Origin of the sequence: Paenirhodobacter populi (assembly GCF_004022215.1) — a bacterium.
Taxonomy (GTDB): Bacteria; Pseudomonadota; Alphaproteobacteria; order Rhodobacterales; family Rhodobacteraceae; genus Rhodobacter; species Rhodobacter populi.
In genome coordinates this window covers 222857-238582 of sequence record NZ_SAUZ01000002.1, presented here as the reverse complement: position 1 = coordinate 238582, position 15726 = coordinate 222857, and the positions used below count along the sequence as shown (strand labels likewise).

13 protein-coding genes are annotated in these 15726 nt (G+C 66.7%); 7 read left to right on the top strand and 6 right to left on the bottom strand.

The genetic code is table 11. The features are described from left to right. Positions 1-98: 98 nt before the first annotated feature. Positions 99-1298 (bottom strand): pyridoxal-phosphate-dependent aminotransferase family protein, encoded by a 1200-nt coding sequence (locus tag D2T30_RS02725; protein WP_128207526.1) that lies wholly within the window; start codon positions 1296-1298, stop codon positions 99-101. Positions 1299-1512: 214 nt separating this feature from the next. Here D2T30_RS02725 and D2T30_RS02720 point away from each other — a divergent pair, with 214 nt between their 5' ends. The 4 genes from D2T30_RS02720 to D2T30_RS02705 all read left to right on the top strand — a co-directional run bounded on the left by D2T30_RS02720 (position 1513) and on the right by D2T30_RS02705 (position 5571). Beyond that, the gene (locus tag D2T30_RS02720; protein ID WP_128207600.1) at positions 1513-3213 is read left to right on the top strand and encodes an ABC transporter ATP-binding protein; all 1701 of its coding nucleotides are present in this window, start codon (positions 1513-1515) and stop codon (positions 3211-3213) included. Positions 3214-3224: 11 nt separating this feature from the next. After that, a complete protein-coding gene (ygfZ, locus tag D2T30_RS02715; RefSeq protein WP_128180857.1) occupies positions 3225-3968 on the top strand; it encodes a CAF17-like 4Fe-4S cluster assembly/insertion protein YgfZ in 744 nt (247 codons plus the stop codon). Positions 3969-4232: 264 nt separating this feature from the next. Beyond that, complete coding sequence (locus D2T30_RS02710) at positions 4233-4553, top strand: DUF6280 family protein (RefSeq protein ID WP_036635644.1); 321 nt, start codon at positions 4233-4235, stop codon at positions 4551-4553. A gap of 154 nt (positions 4554-4707) precedes the next feature. Then, complete coding sequence (locus tag D2T30_RS02705; protein ID WP_128207525.1) at positions 4708-5571, top strand: SDR family oxidoreductase; 864 nt, start codon at positions 4708-4710, stop codon at positions 5569-5571. Between the two features lie 139 nt (positions 5572-5710). On the opposite strand, the gene D2T30_RS02700 is transcribed toward D2T30_RS02705, so the two are convergent. From D2T30_RS02700 to dnaG, 3 genes are all read right to left on the bottom strand, one after another. Beyond that, positions 5711-6193, bottom strand: a complete 483-nt coding sequence (locus tag D2T30_RS02700; protein WP_128207524.1) for a mismatch-specific DNA-glycosylase — start codon at positions 6191-6193, stop codon at positions 5711-5713. Between the two features lie 40 nt (positions 6194-6233). Continuing rightward, complete coding sequence (rpoD, locus tag D2T30_RS02695) at positions 6234-8243, bottom strand: RNA polymerase sigma factor RpoD (RefSeq protein ID WP_128180863.1); 2010 nt, start codon at positions 8241-8243, stop codon at positions 6234-6236. A gap of 156 nt (positions 8244-8399) precedes the next feature. Beyond that, positions 8400-10367 (bottom strand): DNA primase, encoded by a 1968-nt coding sequence (gene dnaG, locus D2T30_RS02690; RefSeq protein WP_128207523.1) that lies wholly within the window; start codon positions 10365-10367, stop codon positions 8400-8402. A gap of 152 nt (positions 10368-10519) precedes the next feature. Here dnaG and D2T30_RS02685 point away from each other — a divergent pair, with 152 nt between their 5' ends. From D2T30_RS02685 to D2T30_RS02675, 3 genes are read left to right on the top strand one after another with little or no spacing between them, the layout of a single operon-like run. Next, entirely contained in the window at positions 10520-12181 is a 1662-nt protein-coding gene (locus D2T30_RS02685; protein WP_128207522.1) for a pilus assembly protein TadG-related protein, read from the top strand. A 7-nt stretch (positions 12182-12188) separates the two neighbouring features. Then, the gene (locus tag D2T30_RS02680; protein ID WP_128207521.1) at positions 12189-12731 is read left to right on the top strand and encodes a TadE/TadG family type IV pilus assembly protein; all 543 of its coding nucleotides are present in this window, start codon (positions 12189-12191) and stop codon (positions 12729-12731) included. After that, positions 12728-13339 carry a hypothetical protein gene (locus tag D2T30_RS02675; protein WP_128207520.1) on the top strand — a complete coding sequence of 204 codons (612 nt, stop codon included), beginning with the start codon at positions 12728-12730 and terminating at the stop codon, positions 13337-13339. Before D2T30_RS02680 ends, D2T30_RS02675 begins: the two co-directional genes overlap by 4 nt. On the opposite strand, the gene D2T30_RS02670 is transcribed toward D2T30_RS02675, so the two are convergent. Beyond that, complete coding sequence (locus tag D2T30_RS02670; RefSeq protein WP_128207519.1) at positions 13336-14277, bottom strand: fructose-bisphosphatase class II family protein; 942 nt, start codon at positions 14275-14277, stop codon at positions 13336-13338. The two genes, D2T30_RS02675 and D2T30_RS02670, sit on opposite strands and share 4 nt — an antisense overlap. Positions 14278-14382: 105 nt before the next feature. Beyond that, positions 14383-15684 (bottom strand): homoserine dehydrogenase, encoded by a 1302-nt coding sequence (locus tag D2T30_RS02665; RefSeq protein WP_128207518.1) that lies wholly within the window; start codon positions 15682-15684, stop codon positions 14383-14385. Positions 15685-15726: the final 42 nt, after the last annotated feature.

The following is a 15726-nucleotide window of genomic DNA, read 5'->3' as shown; positions in this document are numbered from 1 at the left end:
AAATTCACCCCCGGGATATTTATGGAAACACGACAGGGAGAAGGGGCAGGCTCCGTTCGGGTGATCTTGCGTTTGACGGGCCGCTGCCTGCGACCTGCTCAGCGCCCGGCGCAGACCGCCGTGGCGGCATTCAGCGCCCCGTCCCCATGCGGAATGGCCAGCGCGCGCATCCCCGTTTCCATCACCGCCAGCGCGCCAAGCGTCATATGCGCGTTCACATGGCCCATATGCGCGACGCGCAGGAAATCGCCCTCTTCGGGGGTGCCGGGCTCGGCCATGCCAAGACCGATGCCAAGCGTCACGCCCGCCTCCGTCTCGCACCATTTGCGCAAGCGTCCGGCGCCGCCCGCGCCGATCCGGGCGGCGGTGACGGAATGGCCGCGCGCCGCCGGGTCGGCGATGTTCAGCGTGATGTCCCCGCCCGCGCCCCAGGCGTCGAAGGCCGCCCAGACCGCGCGGGCCAGCGTTTCGTGCCGCGCCCAGACGTGATCCAGACCTTCCTCGTCGAGGATCATCTTCAGCGATTCCGCCAGCCCGAACAGGTGATGCGTGGGCGCCGTGCCGCCGAAATACTGATAGAACGCCTCGGGGAAGGCGCGCGGGGTCCAGTCCCAGTAGGGCGTGCGCAGATCCGGCGCGGGGGTGGCGCGACGGGCCTTTTCGGAAAACCAGACGAAGCCCACGCCCGGCGGCACCATCAGCCCCTTCTGGCTGGCCGCGACCATGATGTCGACACCCCAGTCGTCGAAGCGGAATTCATCGCAGCCGAGCGAGGCGATGCAGTCGACCGCCAGCAGCGCCGGATGCCCCGCCGCGTCGATCGCCGCGCGCACCGCGGGCACGTCGTTCTTCACCCCCGTCGCGGTATCGACATGGGTGAGCAGCACAACCTTGATCCGCCGTTCGGTATCGGCGCGCAGAGCCGCCTCGACCCGCGCCGGATCGACCGGGGATTTCAGGCCGAAGTCGATCATTTCGGCCTCGACCCCCATGTCGCCCGCATGCAGCGCCCAGTTCACCCCGAACCGCCCCGTCGCCAGCGACAGCGCCCGGTCCCCGCGCGAGAAGAGGTTGGCGATCGCCGCTTCCCACAACCCGTGACCGTTGGCGATATAGATCGCCACATGTTGCGTGCTCAGCGCGACGCGCTTCAGATCCGCCGCGACCCGTTCGGTCAGCGTGACCAGATCGCCTTCGTAGATGTTCGGCGCCGGCCGGTGCATGGCGGCAAGGACCCGGTCCGGCATCGCCGAAGGCCCGGGAATGGCAAGATAGGGACGCCCCTGCGAAAGGTTCATCGCATGCTCCTGAATGATCGGTTTGCCCCCGGCGTAAAGAAGCGGCCGGGCCGGGTCAATCGCCGGCTTGTATCGGGCACAGGTTCCGGCGCACGCTTGTCGCCTTCGGCCATTCGCGTTAGACCCATGGGCAATCCGCGCGCCCCGCGCCTGCCCGAGGAACGATGTGAGCACCCCCCAATTCCCCTACAGTTCGCGCGTCCTCTTTGGTCGGATGTGGAAAAGCTACCTTGCCCGGCACTGGCCCAAGATGGCGCTGGCCGCCCTGCTGATGGTGATCGAGGGCGCGACCCTTGGCGCGCTCAGCTGGATGCTGAAGCCGCTGTTCGACAAGGTTTTCGTCGAGGGGCAGCAGTCGATGCTCTGGCTGGTGGGCGGGGCGATCTTCGCGCTGTTCGTGATCCGGGCGGTGACCTCGGTCGGATCGCGCACGCTTCTGTCGAATATCTCGCAGGGATCCTCGACGGCGATGCAGGTGGATCTGGTGCGCCATATCCTGACGCTCGACCAGTCGTTCTTTCAGGCCAATCCCCCCGGCGCGCTGATCGAGCGGGTGCAGGGCGATACCTCGGCCGTGCAGGGCGTGTGGACGGTGTTCATCACCGGCGCCGGGCGGGATGCGATCTCGCTCGTCTCGCTGTTCGGGGTGGCGATCTCGATCGACTGGCGCTGGACGCTGGCGGCGCTGGTGGGGGCGCCGCTGCTGATCCTGCCCACGGTGGTGGTGCAGCGCTATATCCGGCGCAAGTCGCGGCAGATGCGCGACCAGTCGGGCGCGCGGGCGACGCAGCTTGACGAGGTGTTCCACGGCATCGCGGCGGTGAAGCTGAACCGGATCGAGGATTACCAGATGGCGCGGTTCAGCGGTCTGGTGGGCTGGCTGCGCCATTCGATGGTCAAGATGGCGGCGATCCAGTCGATGATCCCGGCGCTGATCGACGTGGTGACGGGGCTCGGCTTTTTCGTCGTGCTGGTGCTGGGCGGCAGGGAGATCATCGCCGGCGACCGCACGGTGGGGGAATTCATGTCCTTCTTCGCCGCCATGTCGCTGGCGTTCCAGCCGCTCAGACGGCTGGGCGGGCTTGCGGGCACATGGCAGAGCGCGGCGGCGAGCCTTGAGCGGATCTATCACGTCCTTGACATCACGCCCCGGGTGCATGACCCGGCGCGCCCCCTGCCGCCGCCCGAAAGGATGACGGTGCGGCTTGAGAACGTGTTCCTGAGCTATGGCGAAAAACCGGTGCTGCGGGGGATGAGCTTCACCGCCGAGGCGGGCAAGACCACGGCGCTTGTCGGTCCCTCGGGGGCGGGGAAATCGACCGTCTTCAACCTGCTGACGCGGATGGTGGATCCGGACAGCGGCACGGTGTCGATCGGCGGGGTGCCGGTGCAGGCGATGCGGCTCGCGGATCTGCGCGAGCTGTTTTCCACCGTGTCGCAGGATGCCTCGCTGTTCGACGAGACGATCCGCGAAAACGTGCTGCTGGGCCGCCGCGACGCCACGCCCGAGGCGCTGGCGCAGGCCCTGTCCGTCGCGCATGTGACGGAATTCACCGACGCGATGCCCGAGGGACTGGACACGCCCGCGGGGCCCCGCGGCTCGGCCCTGTCGGGCGGGCAGCGGCAGCGGGTGGCGATCGCCCGCGCCGTGCTGCGCGATGCGCCGATCCTGCTGCTGGACGAGGCGACTTCGGCGCTGGATACCCGGTCCGAGGCGCAGGTGGCGCAGGCGCTCGACCATCTGTCGGCGGGGCGCACCACGCTGGTCATCGCGCACCGGCTGTCGACCGTGCGCAACGCCGACAAGATCGTGGTGGTGTCCGAAGGCCGGGTGATCGAGGAGGGCACGCACGAGGCGCTGTTTGCCAGAGGCGGCACTTATGCGGCATTGTGCCGGATGCAGCTTGTCGAATGAAAGGACACGCGATGCGCAGGATCTATCAGATCACCGGGCCCGACCGGGAACATTTCCTGCAAGGGCTGGTCAGCAACGACGTGAAGGGGCTGGCCTCGGGGCCGGTCTATGCCGCGCTGCTGACGCCGCAGGGGAAATATCTGGCGGATTTCCTGCTGGTGCCGCGGGGCGAGGCGATCCTTCTGGACATCGACGCCGGGATCGCCGAGGCGGCGGTGAAGCGGCTGTCGATGTATCGGCTGCGCGCCGATGTGCAGATCGCGCCCTCGGATCTGAAGGTGTATCGCGGCACCGGTCCCGCGCCCGAAGGCGCGGTGACGGATCCGCGCGACCCGGCGATGGGCTGGCGGCTCTATGGCGAGGCCGAGGGCGATGACGGCACCGACTGGGACGCCATCCGCGTCGACCGGATCATCCCCGAAACCGGCATCGAACTGACGCCCGAGACCTATATCCTCGAAGCCGGGTTCGAGCGGCTGCATGGCGTCGACTTCCGCAAGGGCTGCTATGTCGGGCAGGAGGTCACCGCGCGGATGAAGCACAAGACCGAGCTGCGCAAGGGCCTGACCCGCGTGCTGATCGAGGGCGCGGCACCGCCCGGCACGCCGATCCTGTCGGCCGACGGCAAGGCGCTTGGCACGCTGTTCACCCGATCCGGCGGCCGGGCGCTGGCGCATCTGCGGCTCGACCGGGCCGAGGGAGAGATGCTTGCACTGGATGCAGGGATCCGGCGCGACCCCTCGGCGCCCCTGTGAGTAAGATTTTATTCACAAACCGCGTTATCTCAGCGCAGGGCACCTAAATTTTCTTGATCGAGAATCGTCAGCGACTATATATGGCCGGCCTGCCTGAGCAGACCACGATCTGATCCCGTTCGTATGGAACCGTTTGTCGTGTCAGTGCCATGCACATGACGCATGACGGCAATTCGCCTGGGGCCATATCGAATCGCGTCTCAGACACCCTAGATGGCCCCACGCCAACAACAGACGCAAGAGCAATAACAAAAGGACGTAATAATGCGCGATTTCGTTGACGGCTCCGCATTCAACTACGAGCAAGGCCAACGGGCCCGCAAGCTGTTCGCAGCTGTGGTTCTTGCCGCGCTCGATGATGCGATTGCCGATGACAAGAAGTACGGCAATGGTCCGGAGCAGATCGCCCGCTGGGCGCGGTCGCGCGACGGACGCGAGGTGCTCTCCTGCGCCGGGATCGATCCGAACGAACGGGTCGTGCGCGGCCTGATGGAATTCGTTTCCAAGGGGGTGCGGACCTCTGTCGCGCTGTCGCGCGAGGAAAGCGAACGCCGCATGGCGGCGGAAGAAGCCGAAGCGGCCTGATCGGGCCGTTGTCATCAGGCCCGCCTTCCCGGGGCCGAAGCTCACACGGCGTGCCGAAGGGCACGCCGTTTGCATATCGGGACCTCCCGCCTTCCCTGCGGGTGAAAAGCGACTACATCAGGACAACAGGATGTATCGTTGAAAGGGACCTGCGATGGCTGACACTCTCTACATGGTGACCGGGGCGAGCGGGCAGCTCGGACGGCTGGTGCTGGCGCATCTGCGCACGCTGGTGCCCGAGGACCGGATCCTGGGCCTCGTCCGGCGCGAAGCCGATGCCGAGGAATTGCGCGCCGAGGGCCTGGGCGCGCGGATCGGCGATTACGAGGATGCGGAAAGCCTCGAAGCCGCCTTCGAGGGGGTCGGCCGGCTTTTGCTGATCTCGGGCTCGGCGGTCGGTCAGCGGGCGCGGCAGCACCGCAATGTGGTCGATGCGGCGAAGGCGAGTGGGGTCGGGTTCATCGCCTATACCTCGATCCTCGACGCGGCACATTCGGGCATGGCGCTGGCCGCCGAACACCGGCTGACCGAGGAGATGATCCGCGATGCGGGGATCCCGTATGCCTTCCTGCGCAACGGCTGGTATTCGGAAAACCTGCTCGCCTCGCTGGAAAACGACCTGAAGCTGGGCAAGCATCTGGGGGCTGCCGGGGAAGGCAAGTTCTCGACCGCGCCGCGCCGCGACTATGCCGAGGCGGCGGCGATCGTGCTGTCGGCCCAAGGCCATGAGGGCGCGACCTATGAACTGGCCGGGGATACGGCCTTCACCCTCACCGATCTGGCGAAGAACATTTTCGCCATCTCGGGCAAGAACGTGATCTATGTCGACATGTCCGAGGCCGACTACAAGGAGGCGCTGGTCGAGGTGGGCGTGCCCGAGGCCTTCGCCGGTATCCTCGCCGACAGCGATGCCTGGGCGGCGAAGGGTGCGCTCTATTCCGAAAGCAAGGATCTGTCGACGCTGATCGGCCATCCGACCGAGCCGATCGAGGAAACCATCCGGCGCGCGCTGCCCTGAAGGGGTGGCGCCCCCGGGATTTCAGAATCGGACTCCGGCGGATATGCGGATGGGGAGAAGGGGGCGCTGCCCCCTCGGCTTTCAGCCTCACCCCCGGGATATTTATGGAAAAACGACGGGGAAGTTCAGCCCGGGAAGATCAGAGGTTTTTCAGGAAGGCGCCGAAATCGTGCCAGGGCTGCGCATCCCAGTAGCGCCGCGCCATGCCGGAGGTCGAGGGCAGGACCCAGACGGGGATCTCGGTCCCCGGCTGCGGCCCATAGGCCACCTGCGTGCCGAAGAACCGCTGCGCGGCATTCTTGCCGTTGAAGGCGAGGCTGCGGGGACGATGGCGCAGCAGGAAATCCCGCAGGCGCGCCGGATCATAGGCGGTGCGCGGGATCGCCGCGTCCGGTCCGAAGGCCAGTTTCGCCATATCCGTCAGCCCGATCCCTTGCGCCAGAAGCCGCGCCTCGTCGCCGACGGCAAGGGGTTCGGGCACGATGCCCGCCGGATGCAGGATCGGCCAGAATCGGTTGCCCGGCCCCGCGTAATAGCGCCCGCGTTCGGCCGACACGCGCCCCGCCGCCGTGCCGCAAAAGACGGCGCGCAGGCCGGGGCCGAGGAAATCGGGCAGTATCATGGGTATTCCGTGAAAACGCCCCCTTGCGGGGGCGCTGTGATCACTGGTCGAGGAAGGAGCGCAGCTTGCGCGAGCGCGAGGGGTGCTTCAGCTTGCGCAGCGCCTTCGCCTCGATCTGCCGGATCCGTTCGCGGGTGACCGAGAACTGCTGGCCGACCTCTTCCAGCGTGTGGTCGGTGTTCATGCCGATGCCGAAGCGCATCCGCAGCACCCGTTCCTCGCGCGGGGTGAGCGAGGCCAGAACCCGCGTCGTGGTTTCCTTCAGGTTTTCCTGAATGGCGGAATCCAGCGGCAGGATCGCGTTCTTGTCCTCGATGAAATCGCCGAGCTGGCTGTCTTCCTCGTCCCCGATCGGGGTTTCGAGGGAGATCGGCTCCTTGGCGATCTTCATCACCTTGCGGACCTTTTCGAGCGGCATCTGCAGCTTTTCGGCCAGTTCCTCGGGCGTCGGTTCGCGGCCGATTTCGTGCAGCATCTGCCGCCCCGTCCGCACCAGCTTGTTGATCGTCTCGATCATGTGGACCGGGATGCGGATCGTGCGCGCCTGATCGGCGATCGAGCGGGTGATCGCCTGCCGGATCCACCAAGTGGCGTAGGTCGAGAACTTGTAGCCCCGGCGGTATTCGAACTTGTCGACGGCCTTCATCAGGCCGATGTTGCCTTCCTGAATGAGATCAAGGAATTGCAGCCCGCGGTTGGTGTATTTCTTGGCGATCGAGATGACCAGACGCAGGTTCGCCTCGACCATTTCCTTCTTCGCCTGCCGGGCTTCCTTCTCGCCCTTCTGCACCTGCTGGACGATGCGGCGGAATTCCGAGATGTCGACGCCGACATATTGCCCGACCTGCGCCATTTCCGAACGCAGATCGTCGACCTTGTCGCCGGTCTTCTCGAACAGCACGGTCCAGGCGCGGTTGCCCTTGGCCTGCATCCGCTCGGTCCAGGTCGGGTCGAGTTCGTAATTGCGGTATTCGTCGATGAATTCGCGCCGGTTGATGCGGGCGGCATCGGCGAGCTTCACCATCCCGCTGTCGATCGACATGATCTTGCGGTTGATGCCGTAGAGCTGGTCGATCAGCGCCTCGATCCGGTTGTTGTGCAGATGAAGTTCGTTCACCAGCCCGACGATCTCGGAACGCAGCTTCTGATAGGCGGCTTCCTCGGCGACCGAGAAGGTGCCGTCCTCGTTCAGCGTCGCCGACATCCGCAGGTCCTGCATCTCGGCCAGCTTGCCGTAATCGCGCGCGATCACTTCGAGCGTTTCCAGAACCTTCGGCTTCAGCGCGCTTTCCATCGCGGCAAGCGAGATGTTCTGGCCGTCGAATTCGTCGTCGTCATCCTCGACCGGCAGCGGGTTGCCGTCGGCATCGACCTGCCGCGTCTTCGTCGTTTCCCAATCGTCGCTCCGCTCCTCGCTGGCGGCGCCTTCGGGCTGCGGCGGGGCGTTCTCGTCGAGGACATCCTCTTCCTCGCCGTCCTCGTCCATCGTGCGCCCGAAGGTCGCTTCGAGGTCGATCACGTCGCGCAGCAGGATGTCTTCGTTCAGCAGCTCGTCGCGCCAGATGGTGATCGCCTGGAAGGTCAGCGGGCTTTCGCAGAGCCCGGCGATCATCGTGTTGCGGCCGGCCTCGATCCGCTTGGCGATGGCGATTTCGCCCTCGCGCGACAGGAGTTCGACCGAGCCCATCTCGCGCAGATACATCCGCACCGGGTCATCCGTGCGGTCGAGGTTTTCCGTGGTCGAGGTCGAGACCGTGATCTCGCGTGAGCCGGACTGGGTCGCGGCGACCTCGCCGCTTTCGGCTTCCTCGGTTTCCTCGGCCTCGACGATGTTGATGCCCATCTCCGACAGCATCGACATCACATCCTCGATCTGGTCGCCGGAAACCTGATCGGGGGGCATCACCGCGTTGAGCTGGTCATAGGTGATGTAGCCACGCTCGCGCGCCTCCGCGATCATGCGTTTGACCGCGGCCTTCGACATGTCGAAGGAGTTGTCGTCATCCGAGGTGTTTTCGGATTTGCTTTCGTCGATGTCCTTGGCGGCCATGGGCGCTCCTGCTGGGGCTTTGAGGCTTGTGCCGCTCCGGCGGGCGGGGCGGCGAATCGAATCGGTCGGGTCGGTTCTATCGAATCAACATGGCGAATCACAGGTCCGAATCATGGGGATTCGGGGGCGATTCGCGTCTTGCCGGGAATATGGGCATCAGCCTTTCCTTTTGCGCCAGACTTCACCGTCGATCAGGGCCTGCAACTGTGCGGACAATGCCGCGCGGTCTTCGCCCATGTCGCTGGTGTCGTCCAGTTTCGACCTCTCCGCACGCTCGCGCGCACGGTTGGCCTCGGACAGGCGCCAGGTGACGCCTTCGTCGGCCAGACCTTCAAGTTCTTCCGCAGCTTCAGCCACTTCGGCGCGAACGGCGCGGGCGGCTTCGGCCTTGGCCAGCTCCTCTGCCAGACACATGCGCGCGAAGGCGGTGTCGTCATGGCGCAGAACCGGGGGTGCGGTTCGCACATGGGGCTGGCGGAGCAATCTGTCAAGGTCGGCGCCCGCTGCCTGCATGATCCGGGGCAGGATCTCTCCGGCGCCGATGGCCTGAAGCATCGCCTCGGCCAGCCGTTCATGCGCCGGATCGGAAAAGCGCATGGTTTCGAGCTGGCTTTCGAATTCGGGAATCAGCGCGGGATGGGTGGCGAGAATCGCCAGAATCACCGCCTCGCGCAGATGGTCGGGCACCGCCTCCCCCTCCGCCGCGACCAGAAGCGTCGAGCGCGTCGCGGGCAGCGGCAGCGCGGGCGGTTTCGCCCCGAAGGGACGGCGGCGGAACGGCCGGTCCTCGCGGTAGGCGGTGAAGCCCTGCCCCGTCGTCCCCTGCCCGCTCGTCGCCGAGAAGCCGAAGAGATCGCGCCGCAGCCGGTCCACCTCGGCCCCGTAGTGACGCCGGATCGAGGCGTCGCGGATCCGGCTGATCGCCGTGCGCAGGGATTTGTCCAGCGCGGCGCGCCGTTCGGGGCTGTCGAAGACCTTGCCCTCGGTCTCGCGCTGCCAGAGCAGGTCGACCATCGGCCGCGCCCCGTCCAGCACCCTTTGCATGGCGCCGGGGCCGCCCGCCTTGATCAGCTCGTCCGGGTCCTGTCCGCCCGGCAGGATGGCAAAACGCAGCGCCTTGCCCGCCTCCAGCAGCGGCAGCGCCAGATCGACCACCCGCATCGCCGCCCGGATCCCCGCCGTATCGCCGTCGAGCGCGATCACCGGCTCGTCATGGATGCGCCACATCAGATGCAGCTGTTCCTCGGTCACCGCGGTGCCAAGCGGCGCGACCGCACCGCCGAAGCCCGCCTGCGCCAGCGCGATCACATCCATGTAGCCTTCGCAGACGATCAGCGGCTGGCCCTTGCCACAGGCCTCCCGCGCCGGGCCGTGGTTGTAGAGCGACCGCCCCTTGTCGAACAAAGGCGTCTCCGGCCCGTTCAGGTATTTCGCCCGCGCGTTCGGGTCCATCGCCCGGCCGCCAAGGGAAATCGCCCGCCCCCGCGCATCGCGGATCGGATAGATGATCCGGCCCCGGAAGCGGTCATAGGGCGCGCCGCCGTCATCCGGTTTCGCGCAGAGCCCGGCTTCGACGATCAGCTCCGCCGCGATGCCCTTTTGCACCAGCGCGTTGAACAGTCCCTGCCGCTGGTCGGGGGCAAAGCCCAGCTCGAACCGGGATACCGTTTCCGGCGTCAGGCCGCGGCGCTGGATATAGGCGCGCGCCTCGGCCCCCGCCTGCGTCGACAGCTGCATGCGGTAATACTTGACCGCCTCGTCCATCACCCGCGTCAGCTCGGTCCGCCGGTCGGCGCGCTCGGCCGCCTTCGGGTCGCGCGCGGGCATGGTCATTCCGGCCTCGCGCGCCAGAATCTCGACCGCCTCCATGAAGCCGACATTCTCCGTCTCGCGCAGGAAGGACAGGGCGTCCCCCTTCGCGTGACAGCCGAAGCAATAGTAATAGCCCTTGCGGTCATCGACATGGAACGAGGCGGATTTTTCCTGATGGAACGGGCATGGCGCCCACATGTCGCCCTTCGCCTGGTTCGATTTGCGCATGTCCCATACGACCTTGCGCCCGACCACTTGCGAGATCGAGACGCGATTGCGCAATTCATCAAGGAAACCGGGCGGCAGGCTCATGCCCCTTATATTGGTCCGCGCGCGGCAAGAGTCGAGGCCCCGCAGTCAGATGGAAACCTCTCCCCGGGGTTTCCTTGCCAGCGCCGCAATTTCGCCCACAACCCCGGCGATAGTGCCGCGAAACGGCGTGAACGGGTGGAGCGAAAACCAGCATGATCGGCCAGAAAATCCGGCGGTTCCTGCGCGGAGAGGACGGCGCGCTGATTCCCCTCGCATTGCAGATATTCCTGATGATGATGATCTGCATCGGCATCACCGTCGATCTGGTCCGGCAGGAGGAGCTGCGCGTGCGCGTGCAGAACACGCTCGACCGGGCGGCGCTGGCCTCGGCCTCGCTCGCGCAGGATCTGCCGCCCGCCGAGGTGGTGCGCGATTATCTGGACAAGGCCGGGCTCGGCTATCTGAACGTCACGCCCATCGTCGAGGAAGGCGCGCTGCGGCAATGGCGCCGCGTCAGCCTGAGCGCGACGGACGGGCTGACCACCATCTTCGGGCCGCTGATCGGCATGGACAGCCTGCGCGTGAACGCCGCCAGCCAGGCCGAGGAATCGATCGGCAATGTGGAAATCGCGCTGGTGCTGGATATTTCCGGCTCGATGAATTTCAACATCTATTCCGGCGCCAGCGGCGTTTCCCCCACGCGGATGGAGCAGCTTCGCCCCGCCGCGCTGCGCTTCGTGCGGCAGATGTTCGAAACCGTGCAGCCCGAGGGCGCGGCGGACGGGCGGCTGTCGGTCTCGGTCGTGCCCTACAACCAGCAGGTCGTGCTGGGGTCGGAACTGGCCGGGGTGCTGCATCTGTCGACGGATCACGCGAAAAACACCTGCGCCGATGTGCAGATCCTGCCCGATACGGATATCGCCATCGATGCCGATGCCGAATTGCAGCGCACCATGTATGGCGACAGTTTCGATTACTGGGGCTATCCGGCCTCGGTCCCGACCTCGGGCGGTATCCTGAACTGTCAGGAAAACGCTCCTGCCAACGTGCTGGCCTTTTCCGGCGACCGGACATTGCTGGAGGCAAAGATCAACGCCCTTGCCCCCGGCGGCGATACGGCGATCGACGTGGGCGCGCGGTGGGGCTTCGCGCTGCTCGACCCGGCGATGCGCCCGGCGCTGGACCGGCTGATCGCGAGGGACGCCTCGCGCGTTGCGCTGGCGGGGCGGCCCTTCGACTATGGCGACGGGGATGGCGATCTATCGCGCGCGGCGATGAAGGTGATGGTACTGATGACGGACGGGGAAAACACCCGGTCCTATTCCACCATGCCGGCGTATCGCACCGGCCCGTCCCCCTTCTATTCCACCCGCGGCAGCAGCGCCTTCAGCGCCTCCACCACCGATCTGAAGGCGCTCTATTATTACGTCGAGGGGCGATCCGCCCCCTATTACAACCTGTCGGACAAGAAGTGGTACAGCAAGAACGCCATCTCCGGCACGCTGTCGCAGATCACCTGGCAGACGATCTGGGGCAAGAACTATACCCTGCAATATGTTATCAACACCTTCATCTATCCTCCCCGCAACGCCGCGACCGGCGTGTCCAAGACCGCGATCTATGACGAGATGGCGGTGCAGTCGGAATTCGCGCAAAAGGACGCCGCGCTGCGCAACCTCTGCGCGGCGGCCAAGGATCCGGCGCGCGGGATCCATGTCTTCACCGTCGCGGTGGATGCCCCACCCGAGGGCGTGAACATCCTGCGCGCCTGCGCCACCGACGAGGGCTATGCCTACAGCGTCACGGCCTCCGGACTGACGGATGCCTTCACCTCCATCGCCGCCGCGATCAGCGCGCTGCGGCTGACGAACTGAGATGTTCATGACCCGCTCCACCAAAGACCGGTCCCGCGACGACGGGGCCGTCACCCTGCCCACGATTTTCTGGATCCCGGTGTTCTTCATGATCCTGCTCGCCTCGGTCGAGCTGATGGTGCTGAACATGCGGCAGGTGCTGCTCGACCGGGCGGTGGATGTGGCGACGCGCGACCTGCGGCTTGGCAATGCCGAGGTGCCCACGCATGAGGCGCTGCGGAACCGGATCTGCTCCGTGATCGCCTTCGTCTCCGGCTGCCGCGACAATCTTTCGGTCGAGGTATTCCCCGTCGACACCGCCACCTGGTCGCTCGACAACCCCGATGCGCCGCACTGCGCCGATTTCATCGCCGATGAGGCACATGAGCCGGTCTTCGACACCTCGACGGGCAATCGCGTCATGGCGCTGCGCGCCTGCCTGCGGCTGAAACCGATGTCGGGGATCGATCCGCTGGCGAAGGCGCTGCGGCTCGACGGGTCGGGGCGGTTCACGCTGAGCACCGTCACCGTCTTCGTCAACGAGCCGCGCAACACGGGAACCGCGTCATGAGCGGCTTCTGGCGGCGCGAGGACGGGAATGTCGCGATCGAGGGCCTGCTGGGCGGCGTGCTGCTGCTGGGCTGGTTCATGGCCGCCTATGAATTCTACGACGCCTTCCGGATCAAGGCGCGGATCAGCTCGGCCTCCTACACGATGGCGGATCTGGTCTCGCGGCAGAAGGCGGCGATCGGCCCGACCTATATCGACGGGACGAAACGTCTGTTCGACCAGTTCGTCGGCATCCGCGCCACGGACCGGAGCTGGCTGCGGATCACGCTGATTTCCTGCCCCGCGACGCCCGAGGACATGCAGAGCTGCGATGGCGTGAGCAAGCCGATGCGCCTCGACCAGTCCCACGCGACGGGCGGACATGTCGCGCTGACGCAGGAAACGCTCGACGCGCGTGCGCACCGCATTCCGATGATGGCGGCCGGGGATTCGGCGGTGGTGCTGGAAACCGTCTACACCTACCTGCCGGTCTTCGGCATCGGCGACCGCGATCTGTCGCTTGGCGGCTCGGTTCCGATTGCGGCGGGGCTGACCTCGCGGCTGACCTTCCACGAATTCATCGTCACCCGCCCGCGTGGCCCCCGCACGGTCTGGAACGCCGATCACTAGGCCGGGCGCACCGGGTTGCGATAGATCATCCGCCGCAGCGACCCGGTCTTGGAGCGCATCAGGATCGTTTCGGTCTCGATGAAATGCGGCGCGCGGCGCACGCCGCGCAGGATCGAGCCGCTCGTCACCCCCGTCGCGGCGAAGATCACGTCCGAGCTTGCCAGATCGTCGCGCCGGTAGACCCGGCCCGGTTCAGCCAGACCGGCATCCGGCACGAACCGCGCCCAGACCTGCCCGCCCATGCATTTCAGCGCCGCCGCCGCCAGAACCGTCTCCGGCGCGCGGCCCGACCCCATGTAGACATCGATGCCGGTCAGCGCGGGCTCGGCACAGTCGATCACGCCTGCCAGATCGCCATCCGCCATCAGCCGGACCGCCGCACCCGTCTCGCGCAACGCGCCGATCAGCCCGGCATTCTGTGGCCGGTCGAGCACGCAGCAGGTGATATCCCCGACCCGCACGCCCCGCGCCTCGGCCAGCGTCAGCACCCGCTCCTCCGGGCTCATCTCCAGCCCGATCAGATCCGGCGCATAGCCCGGGCCGATCGCCAGCTTCTCCATCCCGGTATCCGGCGCGGGCAGCAGCGTCCCCGCCGGCGCCATGGCGATCACCGTCATCGCATTCGGCATGTCCCGCGCCGTCAGCCGCGCGCCCTGCAACGCATCCAGCGCGATATCCACCGCCGGCCCCTTGCCGTTGCCGACCTTCTCGCCGAGATAGAGCATCGGCGCTTCGTCCCGGCCGCCCTCGCCGATCACCACCGTCCCGTCGATGTCGAGCATGTTGAGCTGTTCGCGCATCGCCTCGACCGCGGCCCGGTTCGCCGCCGCTGCATCGCCGCGCCCGATCAGCGCGGCCGCGGCATGGGCCGCCGCCTCGGACACCCGCGCGAGGCCAAGCGACAGCATGCGGTCATTGAAATCGATCGGGGCGATCATCTTCGGCTCCTGCGGGCTACACACCAATGGGTGATTTCGGGGACAGCTAGCGGGCTGCCCCGGCGCTGGCAAGGCCGGGCAGGCAGGCGGGCGGAAAGGCGCGGATCAGACCTCTTCGATCCGCAGCGCGACGATATCCCCCGCCAGCACGCCGGTCGACGGCAGATTGCCGATCGCATGGTCGATCGCATCGCGGGTGGTCTTGTGCGTGACGATCAGCACCGGGGCGGTCTGGTCGGAATGGCCATACTGCCGCAGGCGCGAGATCGACACCCCCGCCTCGCCCAGAATCGTCGCTACCTTGGCCAGCGCGCCGGGCTTGTCCAAGAGTTCGAGCCGCAGATAATAGGGCGCGGGCGTCGAGGTCACAGCGACCTCGGGTTCCGCCAGCGTCGTGGCCGGCTGGCCGAAGACTGGCAGCCGCACGCCGCGTGCGAGGTCGATCACATCCGCCATCACCGCCGAGGCCGTCGGCCCCGCCCCCGCCCCCGGGCCGCGCAGCACGATCTGCCCGACCGCATCGCCTTCGAGCACGACCATGTTGGTGCCGCCCTGCAACTGCCCCAGCGGCGAGGCCGCGGGCACGAGGCAGGGCATCATCCGCTGTTCCAGCCCCCGCCCGGTCATCTGCGCAACACCCAAGAGCTTGATCTTGTAGCCCATGTCGTCGGCGCGGCGGATATCGTCGATCGAGATCTTCTCGATCCCCTCCAGCGTCACCCCGGCAAAGCTGACCTTGGTGCCAAAGGCGATCGCGGCAAGGATCGCAAGCTTGTGCCCCGCGTCGATCCCGCCCACGTCAAGCGTCGGGTCCGCCTCCAGATAGCCCAGCTGCCGCGCTTCCTCAAAGACCGTCTCGTAGGGCAGGCCCGCGCTTTCCATCCGCGTCAGGATATAGTTGCAGGTGCCGTTCATCACCCCCATCACCCGGCGGATCGCATTGCCCGCAAGGCCCTCGGTCAGGGTCTTGATCACCGGGATGCCGCCGGCGACGGCAGCCTCGAACCGGATCACGCGGCCAGCGCCTTCCGCCAGCTCGGCCAGCGCCTGCCCGTGATGGGCCAGCAGCGCCTTGTTCGCCGTCACCACATCCTTGCCGGCCTTCAGCGCGGCCTCGGTCGCGGCCTTCGCCGCCCCCTCGTGCCCGCCCATCAGTTCGACGAAGACATCGACATCATCGCGCAGGGCCAGCGCGACCGCATCGCTTTCCCAAGCATAACCCGACAGATCCGCATCGCGGTTCTTGCGCGGATCGCGCGCGCAGACGGCCGAGATCGTCACCGCACGCCCGGTGCGCGCGGCGATCAGCGCCGCATGTTCCTGCACGATGCGGACGGTGCCAATGCCCACGGTGCCGAGCCCCGCGATACCAAGACGGAGCGGCGATACTTCGGGCACGGACGACATGGAAACCTCATGGACAGGGGTCAGAACTCGCGCCCTGTTAGC